The sequence below is a fragment of the Aeromonas allosaccharophila genome, from assembly GCF_000819685.1.
In the GTDB taxonomy this organism is placed as follows: domain Bacteria; phylum Pseudomonadota; class Gammaproteobacteria; order Enterobacterales; family Aeromonadaceae; genus Aeromonas; species Aeromonas allosaccharophila.
This window is the reverse complement of sequence record NZ_CDBR01000005.1, coordinates 1-16,001: the sequence shown is the minus strand read 5'-3', so window position 1 is coordinate 16,001 and position 16,001 is coordinate 1. Positions and strand designations below refer to the sequence as shown.

14 protein-coding genes are annotated in these 16,001 nt (G+C 59.4%); 3 read left to right on the top strand and 11 right to left on the bottom strand.

What is annotated here, in order from left to right:
- Positions 1–20 precede the first annotated feature (20 nt).
- Genes BN1115_RS00410 through BN1115_RS00390 form a run of 5 tightly spaced genes read right to left on the bottom strand, consistent with a single transcriptional unit; the run spans position 21 to position 4,592 of the window.
- Complete coding sequence (locus BN1115_RS00410; protein WP_042655596.1) at positions 21–1,028, bottom strand: ABC transporter ATP-binding protein; 1,008 nt, start codon at positions 1,026–1,028, stop codon at positions 21–23.
- Between the two features lie 6 nt (positions 1,029–1,034).
- The gene (locus tag BN1115_RS00405) at positions 1,035–1,811 is read right to left on the bottom strand and encodes an ABC transporter permease (protein ID WP_042655595.1); all 777 of its coding nucleotides are present in this window, start codon (positions 1,809–1,811) and stop codon (positions 1,035–1,037) included.
- On the bottom strand, positions 1,804–2,703 hold the full coding sequence (locus BN1115_RS00400) for an ABC transporter permease (protein ID WP_042655594.1): 900 nt from the start codon (positions 2,701–2,703) through the stop codon (positions 1,804–1,806). Before BN1115_RS00400 ends, BN1115_RS00405 begins: the two co-directional genes overlap by 8 nt.
- Entirely contained in the window at positions 2,703–3,536 is an 834-nt protein-coding gene (locus BN1115_RS00395) for an alkaline phosphatase family protein (RefSeq protein WP_042655593.1), read from the bottom strand. Before BN1115_RS00395 ends, BN1115_RS00400 begins: the two co-directional genes overlap by 1 nt.
- A 9-nt stretch (positions 3,537–3,545) precedes the next feature.
- On the bottom strand, positions 3,546–4,592 hold the full coding sequence (locus BN1115_RS00390) for an ABC transporter substrate-binding protein (RefSeq protein ID WP_042655592.1): 1,047 nt from the start codon (positions 4,590–4,592) through the stop codon (positions 3,546–3,548).
- A 212-nt stretch (positions 4,593–4,804) separates the two neighbouring features.
- On the opposite strand from BN1115_RS00390, the gene BN1115_RS00385 reads away from it, so the two are divergent.
- Positions 4,805–5,617: a UTRA domain-containing protein gene (locus tag BN1115_RS00385; RefSeq protein WP_042655591.1), complete on the top strand. Its 813-nt coding sequence runs from the start codon at positions 4,805–4,807 to the stop codon at positions 5,615–5,617.
- Positions 5,618–5,657: 40 nt separating this feature from the next.
- On the opposite strand, the gene BN1115_RS00380 is transcribed toward BN1115_RS00385, so the two are convergent.
- Positions 5,658–6,422, bottom strand: coding sequence for a helix-turn-helix domain-containing protein (locus BN1115_RS00380; protein ID WP_005336490.1), 765 nt, complete (start codon positions 6,420–6,422; stop codon positions 5,658–5,660).
- A gap of 501 nt (positions 6,423–6,923) precedes the next feature.
- A complete protein-coding gene (gene dcuC / locus BN1115_RS00375) occupies positions 6,924–8,294 on the bottom strand; it encodes a C4-dicarboxylate transporter DcuC (RefSeq protein ID WP_042061647.1) in 1,371 nt (456 codons plus the stop codon).
- A gap of 442 nt (positions 8,295–8,736) precedes the next feature.
- Here dcuC and BN1115_RS22060 point away from each other — a divergent pair, with 442 nt between their 5' ends.
- Positions 8,737–8,940 carry a hypothetical protein gene (locus tag BN1115_RS22060; RefSeq protein WP_128821624.1) on the top strand — a complete coding sequence of 68 codons (204 nt, stop codon included), beginning with the start codon at positions 8,737–8,739 and terminating at the stop codon, positions 8,938–8,940.
- Positions 8,941–9,237: 297 nt separating this feature from the next.
- Complete coding sequence (locus BN1115_RS00370; RefSeq protein ID WP_042061648.1) at positions 9,238–9,864, top strand: porin family protein; 627 nt, start codon at positions 9,238–9,240, stop codon at positions 9,862–9,864.
- A gap of 107 nt (positions 9,865–9,971) precedes the next feature.
- Here the strand turns inward: BN1115_RS00370 and BN1115_RS00365 are convergent, their stop codons facing one another.
- The 4 genes from BN1115_RS00365 to BN1115_RS00350 form a co-directional block, all read right to left on the bottom strand.
- On the bottom strand, positions 9,972–10,970 hold the full coding sequence (locus BN1115_RS00365) for a sensor domain-containing diguanylate cyclase (RefSeq protein WP_042655590.1): 999 nt from the start codon (positions 10,968–10,970) through the stop codon (positions 9,972–9,974).
- Between the two features lie 649 nt (positions 10,971–11,619).
- The gene (locus BN1115_RS00360; protein ID WP_042655589.1) at positions 11,620–12,732 is read right to left on the bottom strand and encodes a hypothetical protein; all 1,113 of its coding nucleotides are present in this window, start codon (positions 12,730–12,732) and stop codon (positions 11,620–11,622) included.
- A 60-nt stretch (positions 12,733–12,792) separates the two neighbouring features.
- Positions 12,793–14,856, bottom strand: coding sequence for an exodeoxyribonuclease V subunit alpha (recD, locus tag BN1115_RS00355; RefSeq protein ID WP_042655588.1), 2,064 nt, complete (start codon positions 14,854–14,856; stop codon positions 12,793–12,795).
- A partial coding sequence (locus BN1115_RS00350) for a PD-(D/E)XK nuclease family protein (protein ID WP_208597742.1) occupies positions 14,853–16,001 on the bottom strand: 1,149 nt, incomplete at its 5' end. The genes recD and BN1115_RS00350, both read right to left, overlap by 4 nt.

Here is a 16,001-nt window from a genome sequence, read left to right as displayed (position 1 = left end):
AATGGAAATGAAATGCGGCGTCATGCTACCTCACAGAGCTGATCCCGAGCCACCGCCAGGGTCACGGCACTGCCGGTGGCCAGCAGATCGCAGGCAGAGCGGTTGAGGCAATCCACCGTCAACAGCCCCGCCTCGCACTCCACCTGATAACGGATCACATTGCCGAGCAGCTGTTGCTGACGAACGATGCCGGGCAGGCTGGGTTCGCTGCTGGTCGCCCCTGCGGGCAGCAGGGTAATGGACTCAGGCCGCAGCGCCAGCTTGCCCTGAAAACGGGGGCCGAACAGCGACTTGCCCTGCTCGGCGCCGAGCAGGTTGTAGTTGCCGATAAAGCCCGCCACAAACTCACTGGCGGGGCGGGTGTAGATCTGCTCCGGCGTGCCGCTCTGGACGATGGATCCCTTGTTCATCAGGAAGATCCGATCCGACAGGGTGAGCGCCTCCTCCTGATCGTGGGTCACGAAGATGGTGGTAAGTTCAAGCCGCTGCTGGATCTCGCGGATCTGCTGGCGCAGGCTGCGGCGGATGCGGGCATCCAGCGCCGAAAGCGGCTCGTCCAGCAGCAGGATCCTTGGCCGTACCACCAAAGCACGGGCCAACGCCACCCGCTGGCGCTGACCGCCGGAGAGCTCCCCCGGATAGCGGCGCTCGAAGCCGGTCAGCTCCACCAGCGCCAATGCCTCCTGCACGCTGGCCGCCAGCTCCCGCCCCGGCTGGGGTTTCATCTTGAGGCCGAAGGCGACGTTGTCCCACACCGTCATGTTGGGGAACAGCGCATAGCTCTGGAACACCATGCCGATGCCCCGCTTCTGGGGCGCCTGCCAGGTGATGTCCTCACCGGCCACCCGCACCTGACCGCCATCCACCGGCGTGAGCCCGGCCAGCGCCCGCAGCAGGGTGGATTTGCCGCAGCCGGAGGGGCCGAGCAGGGTCACCAGCTCCCCCTTACGGATGCCGAATTCAATCCCCTCGAACACTTTGGTGTCGCCGTAGGATTTGTGCAGTTGATTCACTTCTAGATGGAACATGTTGATTCACCGATGAAATCTGTTCGCTGCCCAGGTGAGCAGCAGGGTCAGCAGGAAGTAGCTCATCACCAGCGCGCTGGTGAAGTGGCCCGAAGTGGCGCGCATGTTGTAGAGGTAGACCTGCAGGGTCTCGTAACGGGTGCCCACCAGCATGTTGGCAAACACGAACTCGCCGAGCAGGAAGGAGAGCGACAGAAACAGCGCCGCCAGCAGCCCCTTGCGCAGGCAGGGGATCACCACCAGCAGAAAGGCGCGGCGACTGCTCGCCCCCAGCAGATGGGCGGCATCCATCAGATCCTTGAGCGGCACCCCTTGCAGGCTGTTGGCCAGCGCCCGGTACATAAAGGGGAGCACCACGGTGAACCAGGTGCCGATCAGGATCCACGGCGTGCCGATAATCGGCAGCGGGCCATCGGCGTAGATCTGCAGCAACCCCACCGACGAGACCACCGGCGGCACTGCGAAGGGGAGCAGGATCAGCAGGTTCATCCAGGGATCCAGCTTTGGGAAGTAGTAGGCCACCACCAGCACGGTCGGTACCAGCACCAAGGTCCCCAGCAGCAGGGTGGCGAAACAGACCAAGAGGCTGCGGCCAAACGCCGCGAGAAAGCGCGGATCGCCCCACAGTTTGAGGTACCAGTCGAGGGTGAAGCCATCCGGCAGCAGGGTCGCCCCCCAGCGGGTGGAGATGGAGTAGAGAAAGGTGGCCAGCAGCGGCAGCAACAGGGTGGCGACCAGCCCACCCAGCACCCACTTGGGCCAGCGCGGCGTCAAATCATGCATGGGATTGCCCCCTGTTCACATAGCTCTTTTTCAGCAGCCACTGATTGGCGGCCGTCACTACCCCCAGCAGCACCATCAGGATCACCGCCAGCGCCGCCGCCATATTGGGCTCGAGGAAGATGTCGCCGGAGACCAGACTGGCCACCCGGATGGTCACCAGATTGAAGTTGCCGGTGGTGAGGGCGTAAGCAGAGGCATAGGCCCCCACCGCGTTGGCAAACAGGATGATCAGGGTGCCGAGCAGCGCAGGCGTGAGCACCGGCAGCGCCACATGCCACACATACTGCCCCTTGCTCGCGCCGAGCAGCGCAGCGGCCTGCGGCCACTCATCCTGCAGCGCATCGAAGGCCGGATAGAGCAGCAGCAGGGCGAGCGGGATCTGGAAATAGGTGTAGATGAGGATAAGGCCGCTGCCCGAGTAGAGGTTGAAACCGTCGATGAGGCCCCAGGATTTCAACAGCAGGGTCACCGCACCATTGATGCCGAGAATGATGATGAAGGCGAACGCCAGCGGCACCCCGCTGAAGTTGCTGGTCATGGTGACAAAGGCCAACAGGGCTCGTTTGACCCGCTCACCACTGTGGCGCAGCGCCGCCGCCCCGAGCGTACCGATGGCAAGGCCCGCCAGACTGGCGATACCGGCGATACGCAACGAGTTGCCGAACGATTGCAGGTAGAAGGGGGAGCTCAAAATCTCCCGGTAGTAGTCGATGCCCCAGCCATCGGGGGTCTGAAAACTACCCACCAGCACCCACACCATGGGGGCGAGCTGGAACAGGATCATCAACAGGACAAAGGGCAGCAGCACCAGCGCGGGCAGCCAGTGGCGGCGCACCTTGTGCTTGGTTGCCACGGGTTGATCCGCAAGGATCTCGGTGGTTGCAGGCATCATCAGTGCACCTCGCGCATAAAGGCGGTCTTGAGCAGCGGGGGAGCCACCGGCTTGTCGTGGGGGATACCTAGCAGATCCGCCATCAGGGCGCAGAGCTGGGTCTGGGCGATCGCCCCCCCATCCGGCCAGCGCTCGATAAAGGCATCGCCAAACAACCAGAGCGGCACGGTGCGCTCTTCAGGCAGGGTGCCGCCGTGGCTCAGGTCGTTGTTCATACCGTGATCCGAGGTGATCACCACCTGATACCCCTCCGCCAGCCACTGGGGCAGCAGGTCGGCCAACAGGCTGTCCATCCGGCGCGCCTGATTGCGGTACTGGCGTGAATCGAGGCCAAACTTGTGGCCAGCGTCATCCACCCCCATCGGGTGGATCAGCAGAAAATCGGGATCGTACTGGCTGCGCAGCCACTCGCCATCCATCAGCAGATGGCTGTCGGGGTAGTTGTCATCCCAGTAGAAGCAGCCGTGCTGAATCGGCAGCTGCTCGTCATGGGTATAGCGATCCCGGGCCGCCAGCCAGGGGCTGCGGTTGTAGAGTTCGCTCACCCAGTAATAGGCCGCCGCTGCGGTGCGCTTACCCGCGGCGCGGGCCAGATGGAAGATGGCGTCGTGCTGGCTCAAGCGACTCACCCCGTTGTGGGTGATACCGCTCAGCACCGGCGGCACGCCGGTCAGGATGCACTCGTAGAGGGGTCGGGAGAGAGATGGCAGGGCTGCATTCAGGGTCGTATGCAGGCCGCGCCCCGCCTCCACCATGCCACCGAGGTAGCCCATGGTGTGGGCTACCTCGGCTGCCAGACCATCCACAAGTACCACTATCACCTTGTGTTGCACTGGATTCCCTTACTGCATGTTGATCATGACGGTTTCTTGCCACTGGCGCGGCAGGGCTTTGGAGCTCTGCTCCCAGGCTGCATGGTCGCTGACCGGCTTGGCATTGGCATACTGCTCGACGGGCAACAGCTTGGCCTTCACGTCATCCGGCAGCGCAACGTTGCTGCGGATGGGGCGGGCGTAGCCACGGGCCAGGTTGATTTGACCGGCATCGGAGAGGATGTATTCACGGGCCAGCTTGGCGGCGTTGGGGTTCTTGGCCCACTTGTTGATGATGGTGGTGTAGCCGGCGATGACGGAGCCGTCGCTCGGGATAACCACCTCAAACTTCTTGGGGTCTATCTTGTCGCGGTAGTTGAGCGCGTTGAAGTCCCACAGCACGCCGACTTCCACTTCACCCTTCTCGATATTGGCGATGGAAGGGTCGTTCAGGGAGAGGCGCCCCTGTTTGGCCAGCTGGCCGAACAGCTCGAGCGCGGGTTTCAGGTTTTTCTCGCTGCCGCCGGTGGCATAGGCCGCCGCCAGCACGCCGTTGTTGGCCTGGGAGGCCACGCCAACATCACCCAGCGTCACCTTGTAGTCGCCACCCAGCAGGGATTGCCAGCTGGTGGGGGCGGCCTTGACCAGATCCTTGTTGATCAGGAAGGCGATGGTGCCGGTATAGGCCAGCATCCAGTGACCGTCCGCATCTTTGGCCCAGTTGGGAATATCGGCCCAGGTGGAAGGTTTGTAGGGTTGGGTGACCCCCTGCTTGACCGCCACCGGACCGAAGGCGCCGCCCACGTCACCGATGTCGGCGGTGGCATTGGCTTTCTCGGCGGCGAACTTGGCGATCTCCTGCGCCGAGCTCATGTCGGTATCCTGATGCTTGATGCCGTAGATGCTGCCCAGCTGCTGCCAGGTATCCTTCCAGTTGGCCCAGCTGTCGGGCATGCCGATACTGCTGAGTTGCCCTTCGCCGCGGGCGGCCTTCTCAAGATCCGCGATATTGTCAGCGGCAAAAAGTGGCTGACTGATGGCCACCAGGGCCAGTGCACTTGCGATCACGCTTTTCATCATCCCATCCCTCTGGACTAGGTCAGTTAAGGTTCGAGAGGGATGCTAGAGGGGAAATATGACGGTGGCGGGGCGCTTTGATGGCAGTTTGATGACAATCACCCTGTCACGCCGCTGTCATCCAGCGCGGTTACAACTCTGAACCCGAGTGAGGCTGGACTACTCCAGCAAGGGCTGAACCAACAAGGGCTAAGCCAGCCCGCACAGCCAGAATGAGCGACAGGGATATCAGCGTGATTGAACCGAGATTGAGCGAACGGGTAGCGGCCGATGGCCGCGCCTCCAAGTGTGAACAGATTTGCCAGACCCTGCGCCGCTATATCGGCAGCGGCCAGCTGGCGGCGGGGCAGCAGTTGCCCGCCGAACGGGCGCTCAGCGAGCGCTTCGCCACCACCCGCATCACCATCAAGGAGGCGCTCTCCAGCCTTGAGGCAGACGGCCTTATCTACCGGGCCGAGCGACGCGGCTGGTTTGTGGCACCGCCCCGCCTCACCTACGATCCCGCCATCCACACCCACTTCCACCAGTGGATCGGCGAGCAGCAGCGCACCGCCGAAACCCGGGTGCTGGCCCACGGTAGCGAGCTGGCCAGCAGTGAGCTCTGCCGCTGGATGGGGCTTGAACCCTTCACTCCACTTTATGAGATCCGCCGTCAGCGGCTGATCGACGGCCGCCCGGTGCTCCACGTCAGCCACCACCTGCTGGCCAGCCGCTTTCCCGACATCGCCAGCGCGCCGCTGGCCAGCTCCCTCACCGAGCTCTATCAGCAGCGTTATGGCATAGGCCAGGGTGGGGCGAGTCTCGAGATCACCCCCTCAGCGGCGCGGGGCGCCATCGCCCGCGCCCTCAATCTGGCGGAGGGGAGCGCCGTGCTGCGGCTGGTGCGGGTCAACTACGACGAGCGGGGCGGGCTGGTGGATTGCGATATCGAGCACTGGCGACCGGATGCGATCCGCATCTGTCTCGATACCCGGGCGTTGCAACCGGTCGCAGGCAGATTGCAGCAAACTCAACTCACCGAGTAGGCCCCAATCAGCGCAGCGGATCCCGCAGGATCCGCCGGGATCAGTTGTCGATATTGGGGATCATGTCGTCGAAGCTCTGGTAGCCGCAGTCGGCCAGTTGCAGCGACATGGTGTAGGTCTTGGCGTGCTCCTGCTGACCGATGGCGGGGCGGTTGAGCTTGATCTCCTGATGCCAGTACTCCTTCATCCGGTCGATCAGCGCCATCGCCTCCCCCTCGTTGAGGTGCAGCTGACAGAGCGCCATATAGTTGTTCGACTTGTGCATGTTCTCCACCAGATACTCCCCCAGCACCGACATCGCCTGCCGCGCCTGCTGGCGGGCGAAACGGCTGTGCTGCTCGAAGCTGATCCGCTCGCTGATCAGGAAGTGGTAACTGTTATCGATGCCGAGCTGCAAAATGCCAAGCTTCTCCAGCTTGCGCAGATAGAGGTAGCAGGAGGCATCGGTCAGGCCGTACTCCCGCTTGAGATCGATCAGCGTCTTGTCGCGCCAGAAGATATTGGCGAGAAAGGCGTAGAGCCCCGGCTCGTTGTGAAACGCCTCATCCTGCTCCTGGGTAAAGACGGCGCGGCGGCTCTGGGCGTCTTGGGTACGATCCAGCAGCTCCTCGAACGAGAGCCCCACCAGATGGCAGATCTCCAGCAGGGTATCGAACGGCAGCGAGGGCTTGTTCATCATCCGTTTCACGGTCGCAATGGAGACGCCCATCGCCTCCGCCAGCGTCTGATAGCGGATCCCCTTGTCGGTCAGGGTCTTCTTCAGGGTGTCGAGAATATTGTTGGCCAGGGTCTGGCTGTAGGTCATGCCACTATTCCTTGTTATCGCACTTTCATTGCATGGTTATGCCGAGTCAGCTTCTGACCTGTTTTTACCTTCAAGGCTCAGATATTGACACCGAAAAAACAGCCTAGAGAAAAAATCGCCGCATACTCCCATGAGGACAGACCAGTTGAACGATGAGGTCGCAGAATGTGACACCAGACAGTGCATATCTTTCAACCCGCAAACATTTTGCTAGTGCTGCATAGAACATCGCGCATAATCGAAACGTATCGAATTCAAGACCCTTCCTGGTTGAGAAATCGATTGTTTGCTTCCAAATTTTTATCTTTTAAACCGCAAGGTTTTTTCTCTTTCCTGGCATTGAGCGGGCTTGCAAAAGCACCGCTCTTTTCTTTTGCCCGCATCCGGCGATAAAAGCAACACCCGCCCCCTCTCCCATCGCTCAAATCGCCATTGCCACCCGATATCGGCCACAAAAAAAGCGCCTGCCGATGGCAGACGCTTGCATCCTGGTTTCAGCAATCAGATATAGCGGATCGCGGTCAGCACCATCACCACCGCCATGCTCGCCATCATGGGTACGAAGGTGCGTTTCACCACATCCACCGGGCTCAGATTGGCGATACCGGCCACAGTGATGATCACCCCGGCCACCGGCGAAATGGTGCGGCCAATCCCGGCGGCAAACAGGATCGGCACCAGCAGCAGCAGCGGGTTGATGTCGAACTGGCCGGAGACCAGCGGCACGATGGGAATAAAGGCCATCACCGGGGCGTTGCCCGAGCCAGTGATAAAGGCGGTCAGCAGGATAAAGAGCGAGAAGACCAGCGACAGCCCGAGCGGATTGAGATCGAACGACTTGGCCAGCTCGATCAGCTGGGTGATGGCGCCGATATTGGTGAGACCGGCGGAGAAGAACTCGGCCGCCAGCATCAGGGTCAGCACGCTGCCAAAGATCATCCCGGTGCCGGTCAGCCACGCCTCGAAGTTGGCGAACGCCTTGTTGAGGGAGCGGTAACGCAGCGCCTCGATAATGATGCAGAGCGTCATGGTGGACATCATGGCCACCGGAATGGTCATCTTGATGGCGCTGACAAACAGCTCGGAGAAGCCGAACAGAAAGACGAAGGGGATCACCGGCAGCAGGGCGTAGTAACCCGGCGTGTTCTCGTGTTTCGCCTCCAGCTCGTGCAGATACTTGCCCCGCTCGGCGGCCGCATCGTGGCCATCTTTGCGGTCACAGTGGCGCTGCCACATGATATTGACGAACGGAATGGTCACCAGTAGCGCGATCTGGAACAACAGCTGATGGTTAACAACGAACGGCATCACCTCGATATTGATCGCCTTGGCACCGATCACCGCATTGATCTGGCCGGGGCCAAACTCCCACGCGGTGGGGATAACGATGGTCGCCACCGCCGTCTTGGCGCTGATCCCGGCGTTGCGCAGCAGCGGATAGAGGGTGCCCATCAACAGCAGGGAGAGCGAGGTCGCCCCGGTGATAAAGACATAGAGAATGGAGACCAGCAGCAGGATGATCGCCAGCAGCAGATAGGGGTTCTTCAGCGCCATGATGGGGCGCGATGTGGCCTTCACCAGCGCCGCCGAGGCGCCAATCTGGTTGAGGTAGGTCGCCACCCCGGCGATCGCCACCAGCGTCAGACCGGTGGAGGCGAGGCGGGAGTTGGTCACCATGGCGAACTTCTCCCACAGGTCGAAGAACCAGAAGCCCTGACTGTTTTCGGCTGGCAGGATCGACGAGATCCCCGCCCACTGGGCATACGCCAGCAGCACCAGACCCGCGGTCAGCAAGGTCGCCTGCGGATTGAACCGCTTGAGCATGGCGTAGGCAACCAGCCCCACCACCACCAGAATCAAGATTGTTGACATAAACATACCCCTGTTACTGCACGATTGCGGCCCAATCACAGCGAAGATGACTTCTGACAATTGGGATTCGGGAGGGTATCAGTGACAATCTGAAAATAGAATTGGCTGGTGTGATCACCACCGCAATAAACAATATTTCGGCAACCATCCGCTGCGACACAAATATATCGCTAGCACAATCACGGTGTGCATGATGCGGTGATGGTCGCACTTATTTATTCGCGACTGTGCGGCGCTTCATAAAATAGAGAATGTGCTCATCATCGCTATTTTAAGCAGGAAAACACAGATCCTCTCTCCTGCCCCCGCCGCGCCATGCCTCCGCGCTCAAACCAGCAATCAGGGTCGGCAGACAACAGCATCACCTCTTGGCCGACAGCACCATGCCGAGCCGTTCCGGCCAGCGGGCAAGATGCGCAACCGACAGCAAAAGAGACTGCGGATGAACAAAAATACAGCAATAAACCGTGATTGCCGAATCAACTTTCAGAGCAAAAATGCAATGACCGGCAAAAAAGTAGCGTGTCCCGCCTCGCGAGGCCACGCACAAAAAACCGGCAAACAGTTGACAATCGGCACGATTGACAAACGATTAATTAACGAGCGACTGGTAATCGGCCGGGGCGTGGCAAGGGCAGAAAAATAGCCAGCCAGATCAAGCGCGTCCCGCCAATATCGTGCCAAATAACCGCCAGAGAATATTTCGCCTTATTTTGGTCATTTATAAATAAAGTGATAACTCTAAATAAACCATTATTTGAACAGCCATAAACAGCCCGCCATTTATATCCAACCATTAACTGGTCAGCGATGGGTTGTTATTATCAAACGGTCTCTCTATACTGCGCGCCCTCTGATATAGAGACCCGATGGAATATAAATAAGCTTCATGGATGAGGCCATTCAATCACACGCAGTTCGCATTAACAGGGCAAATCCATCCATGAACAAGTTCAATAAAGTTGCAATGCTCTCTCTGCTCGGCCTGACCTTCAGTGGTGCCGCTTGCGCCCAGGGCTGGTATGTCGGTCTGGACCTCGCCACCTCCAACATGGATCTCGATGGCGCGGCCCAACAGGCCTATGACGCCAAGATCATCGATGACCAGCTCGATGGCGGCAGCCTGATCGTCGGTTACGACCTCAACCACTGGCTGGCTATCGAAGGGGGCCTGCACGCCCAGCAGATGAGCCAGCTGATGTGGGTCAACGCCCCGGGCCTGACCGGCTTCACCGACACCACCATCGATACCCGCAGCATCAGCCTGGCCGCCAAGCTGAGCCAGCCACTGGCCTGGGGGTTCAGCGCCTACGCCAAGCCAGGCATCGCCTACACCAGCACCGAAGTGGAACTCATCGGCAGCGGCGCCATGCTGGGCTACCGCGTTCAGGGCAACCTCAACGAGACCAAAGGCACCCTGCACCCCAATCTGGAAGTGGGTCTGGACTACGCCTTCAACGACCACTTCTCCGCAGGGATCGGTTACGAGCGCCAGTTCAACGCCCTGAGTCTGGGTGACGAGCACTACTCTCTGGATACCTTCAAGCTGGGTCTGCGCTACCACTTCTGAGTCGCGCCGCCCCGACCGTGTGCTGATGCGCAAAGCGCAGATACAAAAGGGCCGCAGGTTGCAATCCTGCGGCCCTTTTTACAGCTCTTCTTCCACACGCTGCGCCGTTAGCAGATCTGGTCTTTGCCCAGTTGCTTGGCCTGATAGAGCGCCCGATCGGCACGCACCATCAGGCTCTCTTTATGCTCATCCTGCTGATACTCCGCCAGTCCGAAGCTCATGGTCGCAGGGGCATGGGGGCAGATGGACTCGCTCGCCATCAATGCCTGCAGCTTGGTCGCCACCACCATGGCATCCTCGCGGTTCGTATTGGGCAACAGCACCATAAACTCGTCGCCGCCCCAGCGAGCCAGCAGATCGATCTCGCGGATATGGCTGCGCACCAGCGCCACTATGTTGATCAGGGTCTGATCCCCGGCGTTGTGGCCGTAGCGGTCGTTGATCTGCTTGAAGTTGTCCACATCCATGGCGATCACCGTAAAAGGCAGGTGGAAGCGGCGGGCCCGCTCGCACTCCAGCTGCAGCGCCCGCTCCAGCCGGTAACGACTGGCGGCACCGGTCAGGGCATCGGTCTCCGCCAACTGACGATTCTCCTCCACCCGCAGTTTCAGCTCCTCGTTGAGCCGCACCAGCTCGGCGGTGCGATCCGCCACCTGCTGCTCCAGCGAGTGGTTACGCCGCTCCAGCTGCTCCAGCAACAGCTTGCTGGCGTGGATATCGCGGTGGGCGCCGATCATCCGTGCCACAGAGCCATCGGGATTGCGCTCTATGATGCGGCCACAATCCTCAATCCAGAGGTAGCTGCCATCCCGACAGCGACAACGATACTCGGCACAATATTCGGAAGCCTGGCCGCTCAGACAGGCATCGAATTTGGCCATCACCCCGGGCAGATCGTCGGGGTGGATCACCCCCTCCCAGGTGAAGACGGTATTGCCGAGGGTATGCGGCTCGTAGCCCAGCATCCGGTACCAGCCGGGGTTGCGATAGACGAAACCGGTGTTGGCATGCCAATCCCAGATGCCATCGCTGATCACCTCCAGAATGCCATGCACCACGGCTTCGCTGACATCCGAGATCCTGATCGTGTCACTGTCCTGCAGCATAGTGGCCATCCTTATTCTTCTGCCCCGCGCCACTGCGGGGAATCGCCATATTGTCGTGAAGCGCTACCTTGGCATATTGCAAAAAATCTGTCAGCCAGAACCCCACAGCACCACCGTTCCCCCGCTTGTCGGCCGCCAGTGACCGACCCCGAGTGCCAGTAAGTGTGGTTCAACTGCACCTTATTTACCGGATTTAACTCACGATTCAGCGAACTGGGGACGGGCTCACCGGACGGTGATGCAGGAGGTAATAAGCGACGCGCATTGCACCTTTTTGGCAGATATACAGGAGCGGTGGCATTCACTTCGTTTATTGCCCCTTACCTGACTTTACGAAGTCGGCATTGTGACAACCCGTTCCCCTCACCCTAGCCCTCTCCCAAAGGGAGAGGGGATAAAGCGGCATCGGAAATATGATCGCCAGCCACGTAGGTTCGATTAGCGAAGCGTAATCGGACAGCGGTAACGGCATTACTCCCTTCTCCTGTTTATTTAAAAAAGAGGAGAAGGGCTGGGGATGAGGGGAAGGCAAAAAGAGATTTCACTGTAAACGTTGGGCTTCGCTGCGCTCAGCCACAACCTACACAATCGGTAGGTTGGTACTGAGCTTGCGAAGCCCAACATACGAGATTACAAAATAAGATATATTTCATAGATTAACTCTCGTTAATTTCAAGGAAAAATCAATTAATCTAACCTTGTCAAGCGGTTGTTTTTCAAAATCATCTTTACAAGCCCCTAAAAAACTATCAAATCGTCCGCGAAGTTCATATGTTATTTTTTTTGAATCACTTTTAAAATTATTTTCCAATGCCATGTGGTCTAAAAAATCTAGTGGCTTAACAATTGTTACCATGGCGTTGAATAAAATACTATCTCTAAGTGAATCAACCAAATCATCCAGATCAAATAAAATATCTATCAACTCAGCGCTATTAATTTCCCTAAAACCATTACTTAAATAATATGAGACAACCTTTCTTGCTACCGATAATGGAGAATAGAATCCTATATGTGTTGAACCATGATATGGTTTCATATTAGCGAATAGTCTAAACTCGTTTGCAATTGAAATCAGCCTATCAATGAATTCAAAAGGAGCAAGTCCATTCATCACTACGAACTCACCATCATGAACATAGCCAATGCTCGGGGTAACAATACATTCTAACTCAAATAAGTTCAGCAATTTACATGTACATAAGTCCAAATCATAAACAGCCTTATTGATACGATCAATATTTGAGTCTGGTAATATAGATGTGTCAACTAATACCTTTGCCTCTCTGCTATGATTATCAACAACCTCTTCAAAAACAAGAAAGGGATTATCAGAGCCTAATGTTTTACATTCATAATCAAATATTATATTCGAAAATGTATTGTGAGGAAATAATCGTCTGTAAAGACGATATTTATTTTTAAAAATAAACTTTCCCTTATATCTGGTTTCAATCGCATCAACAAGATTGAAGAACTCTGCTCTATGCATTTGATACTTTTGAAAAAGAATAGTTTCATTTTGCTCCCTCCACATGTCTTGCTGATTTTTCTCCTGTTTATCTTGCCTAATTTTCAGTTGTACATGCTGATAGAACAAAAATACTAAAGTAAATGCTGTTGCAAGAGAACCTGACGCCTCAATAATATCTAGAACAGATTTTCCTGCTAACCAAGCCCCTCCAATAAACATTCCAACAAAGAACATTATTATAGCAACAAAAATATATATTAATTCAAACCCATCATTGCTTTTTTTCATTTAATTAGCCATATGCTTGGTATATTAAATAGCTGTAAATCCCTTTACCGCCGCCATCAATCACTCCCCCAACCTCTCCGCCAATCCGGAATAACGCTCGGTCTTTTTCCTGACAGCCTGTGCCAGCAGGGCACGATCGCCGTAGAGATCGAGCCGGGCCTTGGCGCGGGTGATGCCGGTATAGACCAGCTCGCGGGTCAGCAGCGGGCTGGGGCTGTCGGGCAACACCAGCACGGTATGGGCAAACTCCGAACCCTGGGATTTATGGATGGTCATGGCGTAGACCGTCTCGTGGGGCGGCAAGCGGCTGGGCAACAGGGCACGCAGGGTACCGTCCGGCTGCTCAAACCATACCTTTAACCGGCCAGTTTCGTCGGGCAGGCAGAGCCCCATATCACCGTTGTAGAGGCCGACGCCGTGATCGTTGCGCACCACCATCACCGGGCGACCGGCATACCAGTCGCCATCGCGGGCAATCAGGCCAGCCCGTGACAGGGCCAGTTCGAGCCGCTCGTTTAGCCCCAGCACGCCGAACGGGCCATCGCGCAGGGCGCAGAGGATCTGGAAGCTGTTGAATGCCTTGAACACGGCGGCAGGAGCTTCCCCCGCGCGGGCCGCCTTCAGATAGCTGCCGTAACCGGCTACCCCCTGAGCAATCAGGGCGTCGTAGGCCTCTCCCGCCCAGGGGTGCAGGCTGATATCGGCGAATCCTGCGCCCCAGACTGATTCCACCGCCGTGGCATCGCCGCTGTTGCAGGCGCGCGCCAGCTGGCCAATGCCCGAGTGCTGATCAAAGCGCCAGCTCTTGGCCAGCAAACAGAGGCTGTCGCGCACCGGAGCCCCCGCGGGCGTGCCCTGCAAGCGGTAGCCGGTCTGGCGGGAGAGCCAATCCGCCTGCGCCGGGCTGATGCCCTGTTCGATAAAGCTGCAGATATCGCCGAGTACGGCCCCCGCCTCCACCGAGGCGAGCTGATCCTTGTCGCCGAGCAGGATCAGGCGGGCGTGGCTCGGCAGCGCATCGAGCAGGCGCGCCATCATCGGCAAATCGACCATGGAGGCCTCATCCACCACCAGCAAGTCGAGGTGCAGCGGGTTGCCCGCATGGTGGCGGAACTGGCTGCGCCCCGGAATGACCCCGAGCAGCCGGTGCAGGGTGCCCGCTTCGGTGGGGATCGCTTCGACCCACTCGGGGGGCAGATCGAGGGCCTGCAGGGCAGAACCGATACTCTCGGTGAGGCGCGCCGCCGCCTTGCCGGTGGGGGCCACCAGCCGGATCGCCGGGGCCTTGCCCGCTTGCAGCCCGGTCTCCACCAGAATGGCGAGCAGTTTGGCGACCGTGGTGGTCTTGCCGGTGCCGGGGCCGCCGGAGATCACCGCAAAGGGGCGCGCCGCCGCGGTGGCCGCCGCCAGCTTCTGGCCGTTGCAGCAGAGCGCCTCGGGCACCAGCGCATCCAGCTTGCCAAGATCGCTCGCCGCCTGGGCGCTGGCCAGCAGCGCCTCGATGGCGGACCAATCCACCTCGCTCGGGAACACCAGATCCAGATACTTTTCGATAAATTGGCGGGCCGAGAAGTCGGGGGCGAGGCGGGCCTTGAGCAGCGCCGCGAACACCAGCCCGTAGTCGCGGGCAAACAGCCGCGACAGGGCCGGGGCAATCTCCGGCCATTCGGCGCGCTCGCTCAGGGCGAGCAGATGGCGGGCCACCCCCTGCTCGTGATCGTGGTAACGGGTGAGGTAGAGCCGCCCGTGCCACAGCCGCAGCGGCCAGCGCGGGGCAGGCCCCTCATCCTGTTCCGTACCAACGAGCGGGCTTGCCGCAAACAGGGCGGGCCAGCGGGAAGGATCCGCCAGATCCAGCAGCAGATCCCGGCTCTGCTGGGGATCCAGCCCGAACGGGCGCAGGGATCCGGTAGCAAGCATCTCAAGCGGCAAACAGACATGGCCGCGCCCAAGCTCATAGCAGGTGAGCGCCGCCCCCAGTACCAGCTCGGGGCTGCCGCCAAGGTCGGCCACCAGCCGGGCAAATTGCAGATCCAGCTGGCGGATGCGGCCAGCCAGCGCCAGTGTTTTGAGCCGTTCAACCATCATTGCGCTGGTCGCGGTGCTGATCATGGTGCCGCTCATGCTTCTACCTCGTTCAATGCTTGAGATCCCGCAGCTGGCAGCTCACTGCCTTCGCTAAACAACTTATCCAGCCCCAGCACCAGTTCACGGCTCGGGCGGGTATGGAAAATGCCCCCCTGCGGCATGCCGCGCAGGAACAGATAGAAAACACCGCCAAAGTGCTGCTCGAAGTCGTAACCCGGCAGGCGCAGGGTGAGCAGCCGGTGCAGCGCCAGCGAGTAGAGCTGGTATTGCAGGTCGTAGCGGTGCTCGGCCATCGCCCGCTCCAGCGCCGGATGGCTGTAATCGGCGGGGCTCATGCCGAGGTGATTCGATTTGTAGTCGAGCAGATACCAGCGCCCCTGCCACTCGAACACCAGATCGATAAAGCCCTTGAGCATCCCCTGCACGGTGGCAAAGCTGAGCGGCTTGTTACCCCGCGACAGCGGGTCGTACTGCTGGCAGAGGGCAGTCAGCGCCGGTGCCGTCACCCGCCCCATGGGCAGGAAGAACTCCAGCTCCACTTGCTTGCGCTCGGCACTCAAGTCCCGCAGCCGCACCGGCTCGCCAAAGCCAGTATCGAGCGGGGTATCGAGCACCGCCTCCACCTGCTGTTGCAACACAGGGGCCCAGCTCTCGTCGAAACCGTCTTGCAGCAACAGACTCGCGATATGCTCTGCCAGCGGCTCGCCGCCGGCACTTTGAAAGTCGATGGTCTCGAACAGGCTGTGCAGCAGGGTGCCGGGGCGCGCCCCTTTCGGGAAGGTGAAGATGGAGGGCTGGGGCGCCTCTTCCGGCTGCTCGGAAGCCAATGCAGCCGCCTCGGTCACCACCTCGTCATCGAAGCCAGGATTGGCTAGTACGCCCTTGCTGTGGCCGTGGCCCTGCGCCGCCAGCCCGGAGTAGGAGCTGATCCACCAGTCCCGCTCAAGGGAGCCGCTAAAATGGCGCACCTGCGGCTCGCCCAGCTGCTCCTCCTCTGGCGGCAGCGGGGTCGGACGGGTGAGCGAGGGCTCACCGACGGCCACCCCGGGCAGCGCCTGCGCCAGCTCGGTCAGGGCGGTCGCCAGCGTCTGCGCATCCCCCTCCTCGCCCTTTTGCAGCAGGTAGCCGATGGCGGTGTGGTGCAGGTCTGTCTTCTCCGACTTGCCCGCCCCCGCCCGCAC

What these genes read in the sequence shown, in the direction of transcription:
- BN1115_RS00410 (WP_042655596.1), bottom strand. Translation starts at nt 1,028, where the DNA reads ATGTTCCATCTAGAAGTGAATCAACTGCACAAATCCTACGGCGACACC.
- BN1115_RS00405 (WP_042655595.1), bottom strand. Translation starts at nt 1,811, where the DNA reads ATGCATGATTTGACGCCGCGCTGGCCCAAGTGGGTGCTGGGTGGGCTG.
- BN1115_RS00400 (WP_042655594.1), bottom strand. Translation starts at nt 2,703, where the DNA reads ATGATGCCTGCAACCACCGAGATCCTTGCGGATCAACCCGTGGCAACC.
- BN1115_RS00390 (WP_042655592.1), bottom strand. Translation starts at nt 4,592, where the DNA reads ATGAAAAGCGTGATCGCAAGTGCACTGGCCCTGGTGGCCATCAGTCAG.
- BN1115_RS00385 (WP_042655591.1), top strand. Translation starts at nt 4,805, where the DNA reads ATGAGCGACAGGGATATCAGCGTGATTGAACCGAGATTGAGCGAACGG.
- BN1115_RS00380 (WP_005336490.1), bottom strand. Translation starts at nt 6,422, where the DNA reads ATGACCTACAGCCAGACCCTGGCCAACAATATTCTCGACACCCTGAAG.
- dcuC (WP_042061647.1), bottom strand. Translation starts at nt 8,294, where the DNA reads ATGTCAACAATCTTGATTCTGGTGGTGGTGGGGCTGGTTGCCTACGCC.
- BN1115_RS22060 (WP_128821624.1), top strand. Translation starts at nt 8,737, where the DNA reads ATGAACAAAAATACAGCAATAAACCGTGATTGCCGAATCAACTTTCAG.
- BN1115_RS00370 (WP_042061648.1), top strand. Translation starts at nt 9,238, where the DNA reads ATGAACAAGTTCAATAAAGTTGCAATGCTCTCTCTGCTCGGCCTGACC.
- BN1115_RS00365 (WP_042655590.1), bottom strand. Translation starts at nt 10,970, where the DNA reads ATGCTGCAGGACAGTGACACGATCAGGATCTCGGATGTCAGCGAAGCC.
- BN1115_RS00360 (WP_042655589.1), bottom strand. Translation starts at nt 12,732, where the DNA reads ATGAAAAAAAGCAATGATGGGTTTGAATTAATATATATTTTTGTTGCT.
- recD (WP_042655588.1), bottom strand. Translation starts at nt 14,856, where the DNA reads ATGAGCGGCACCATGATCAGCACCGCGACCAGCGCAATGATGGTTGAA.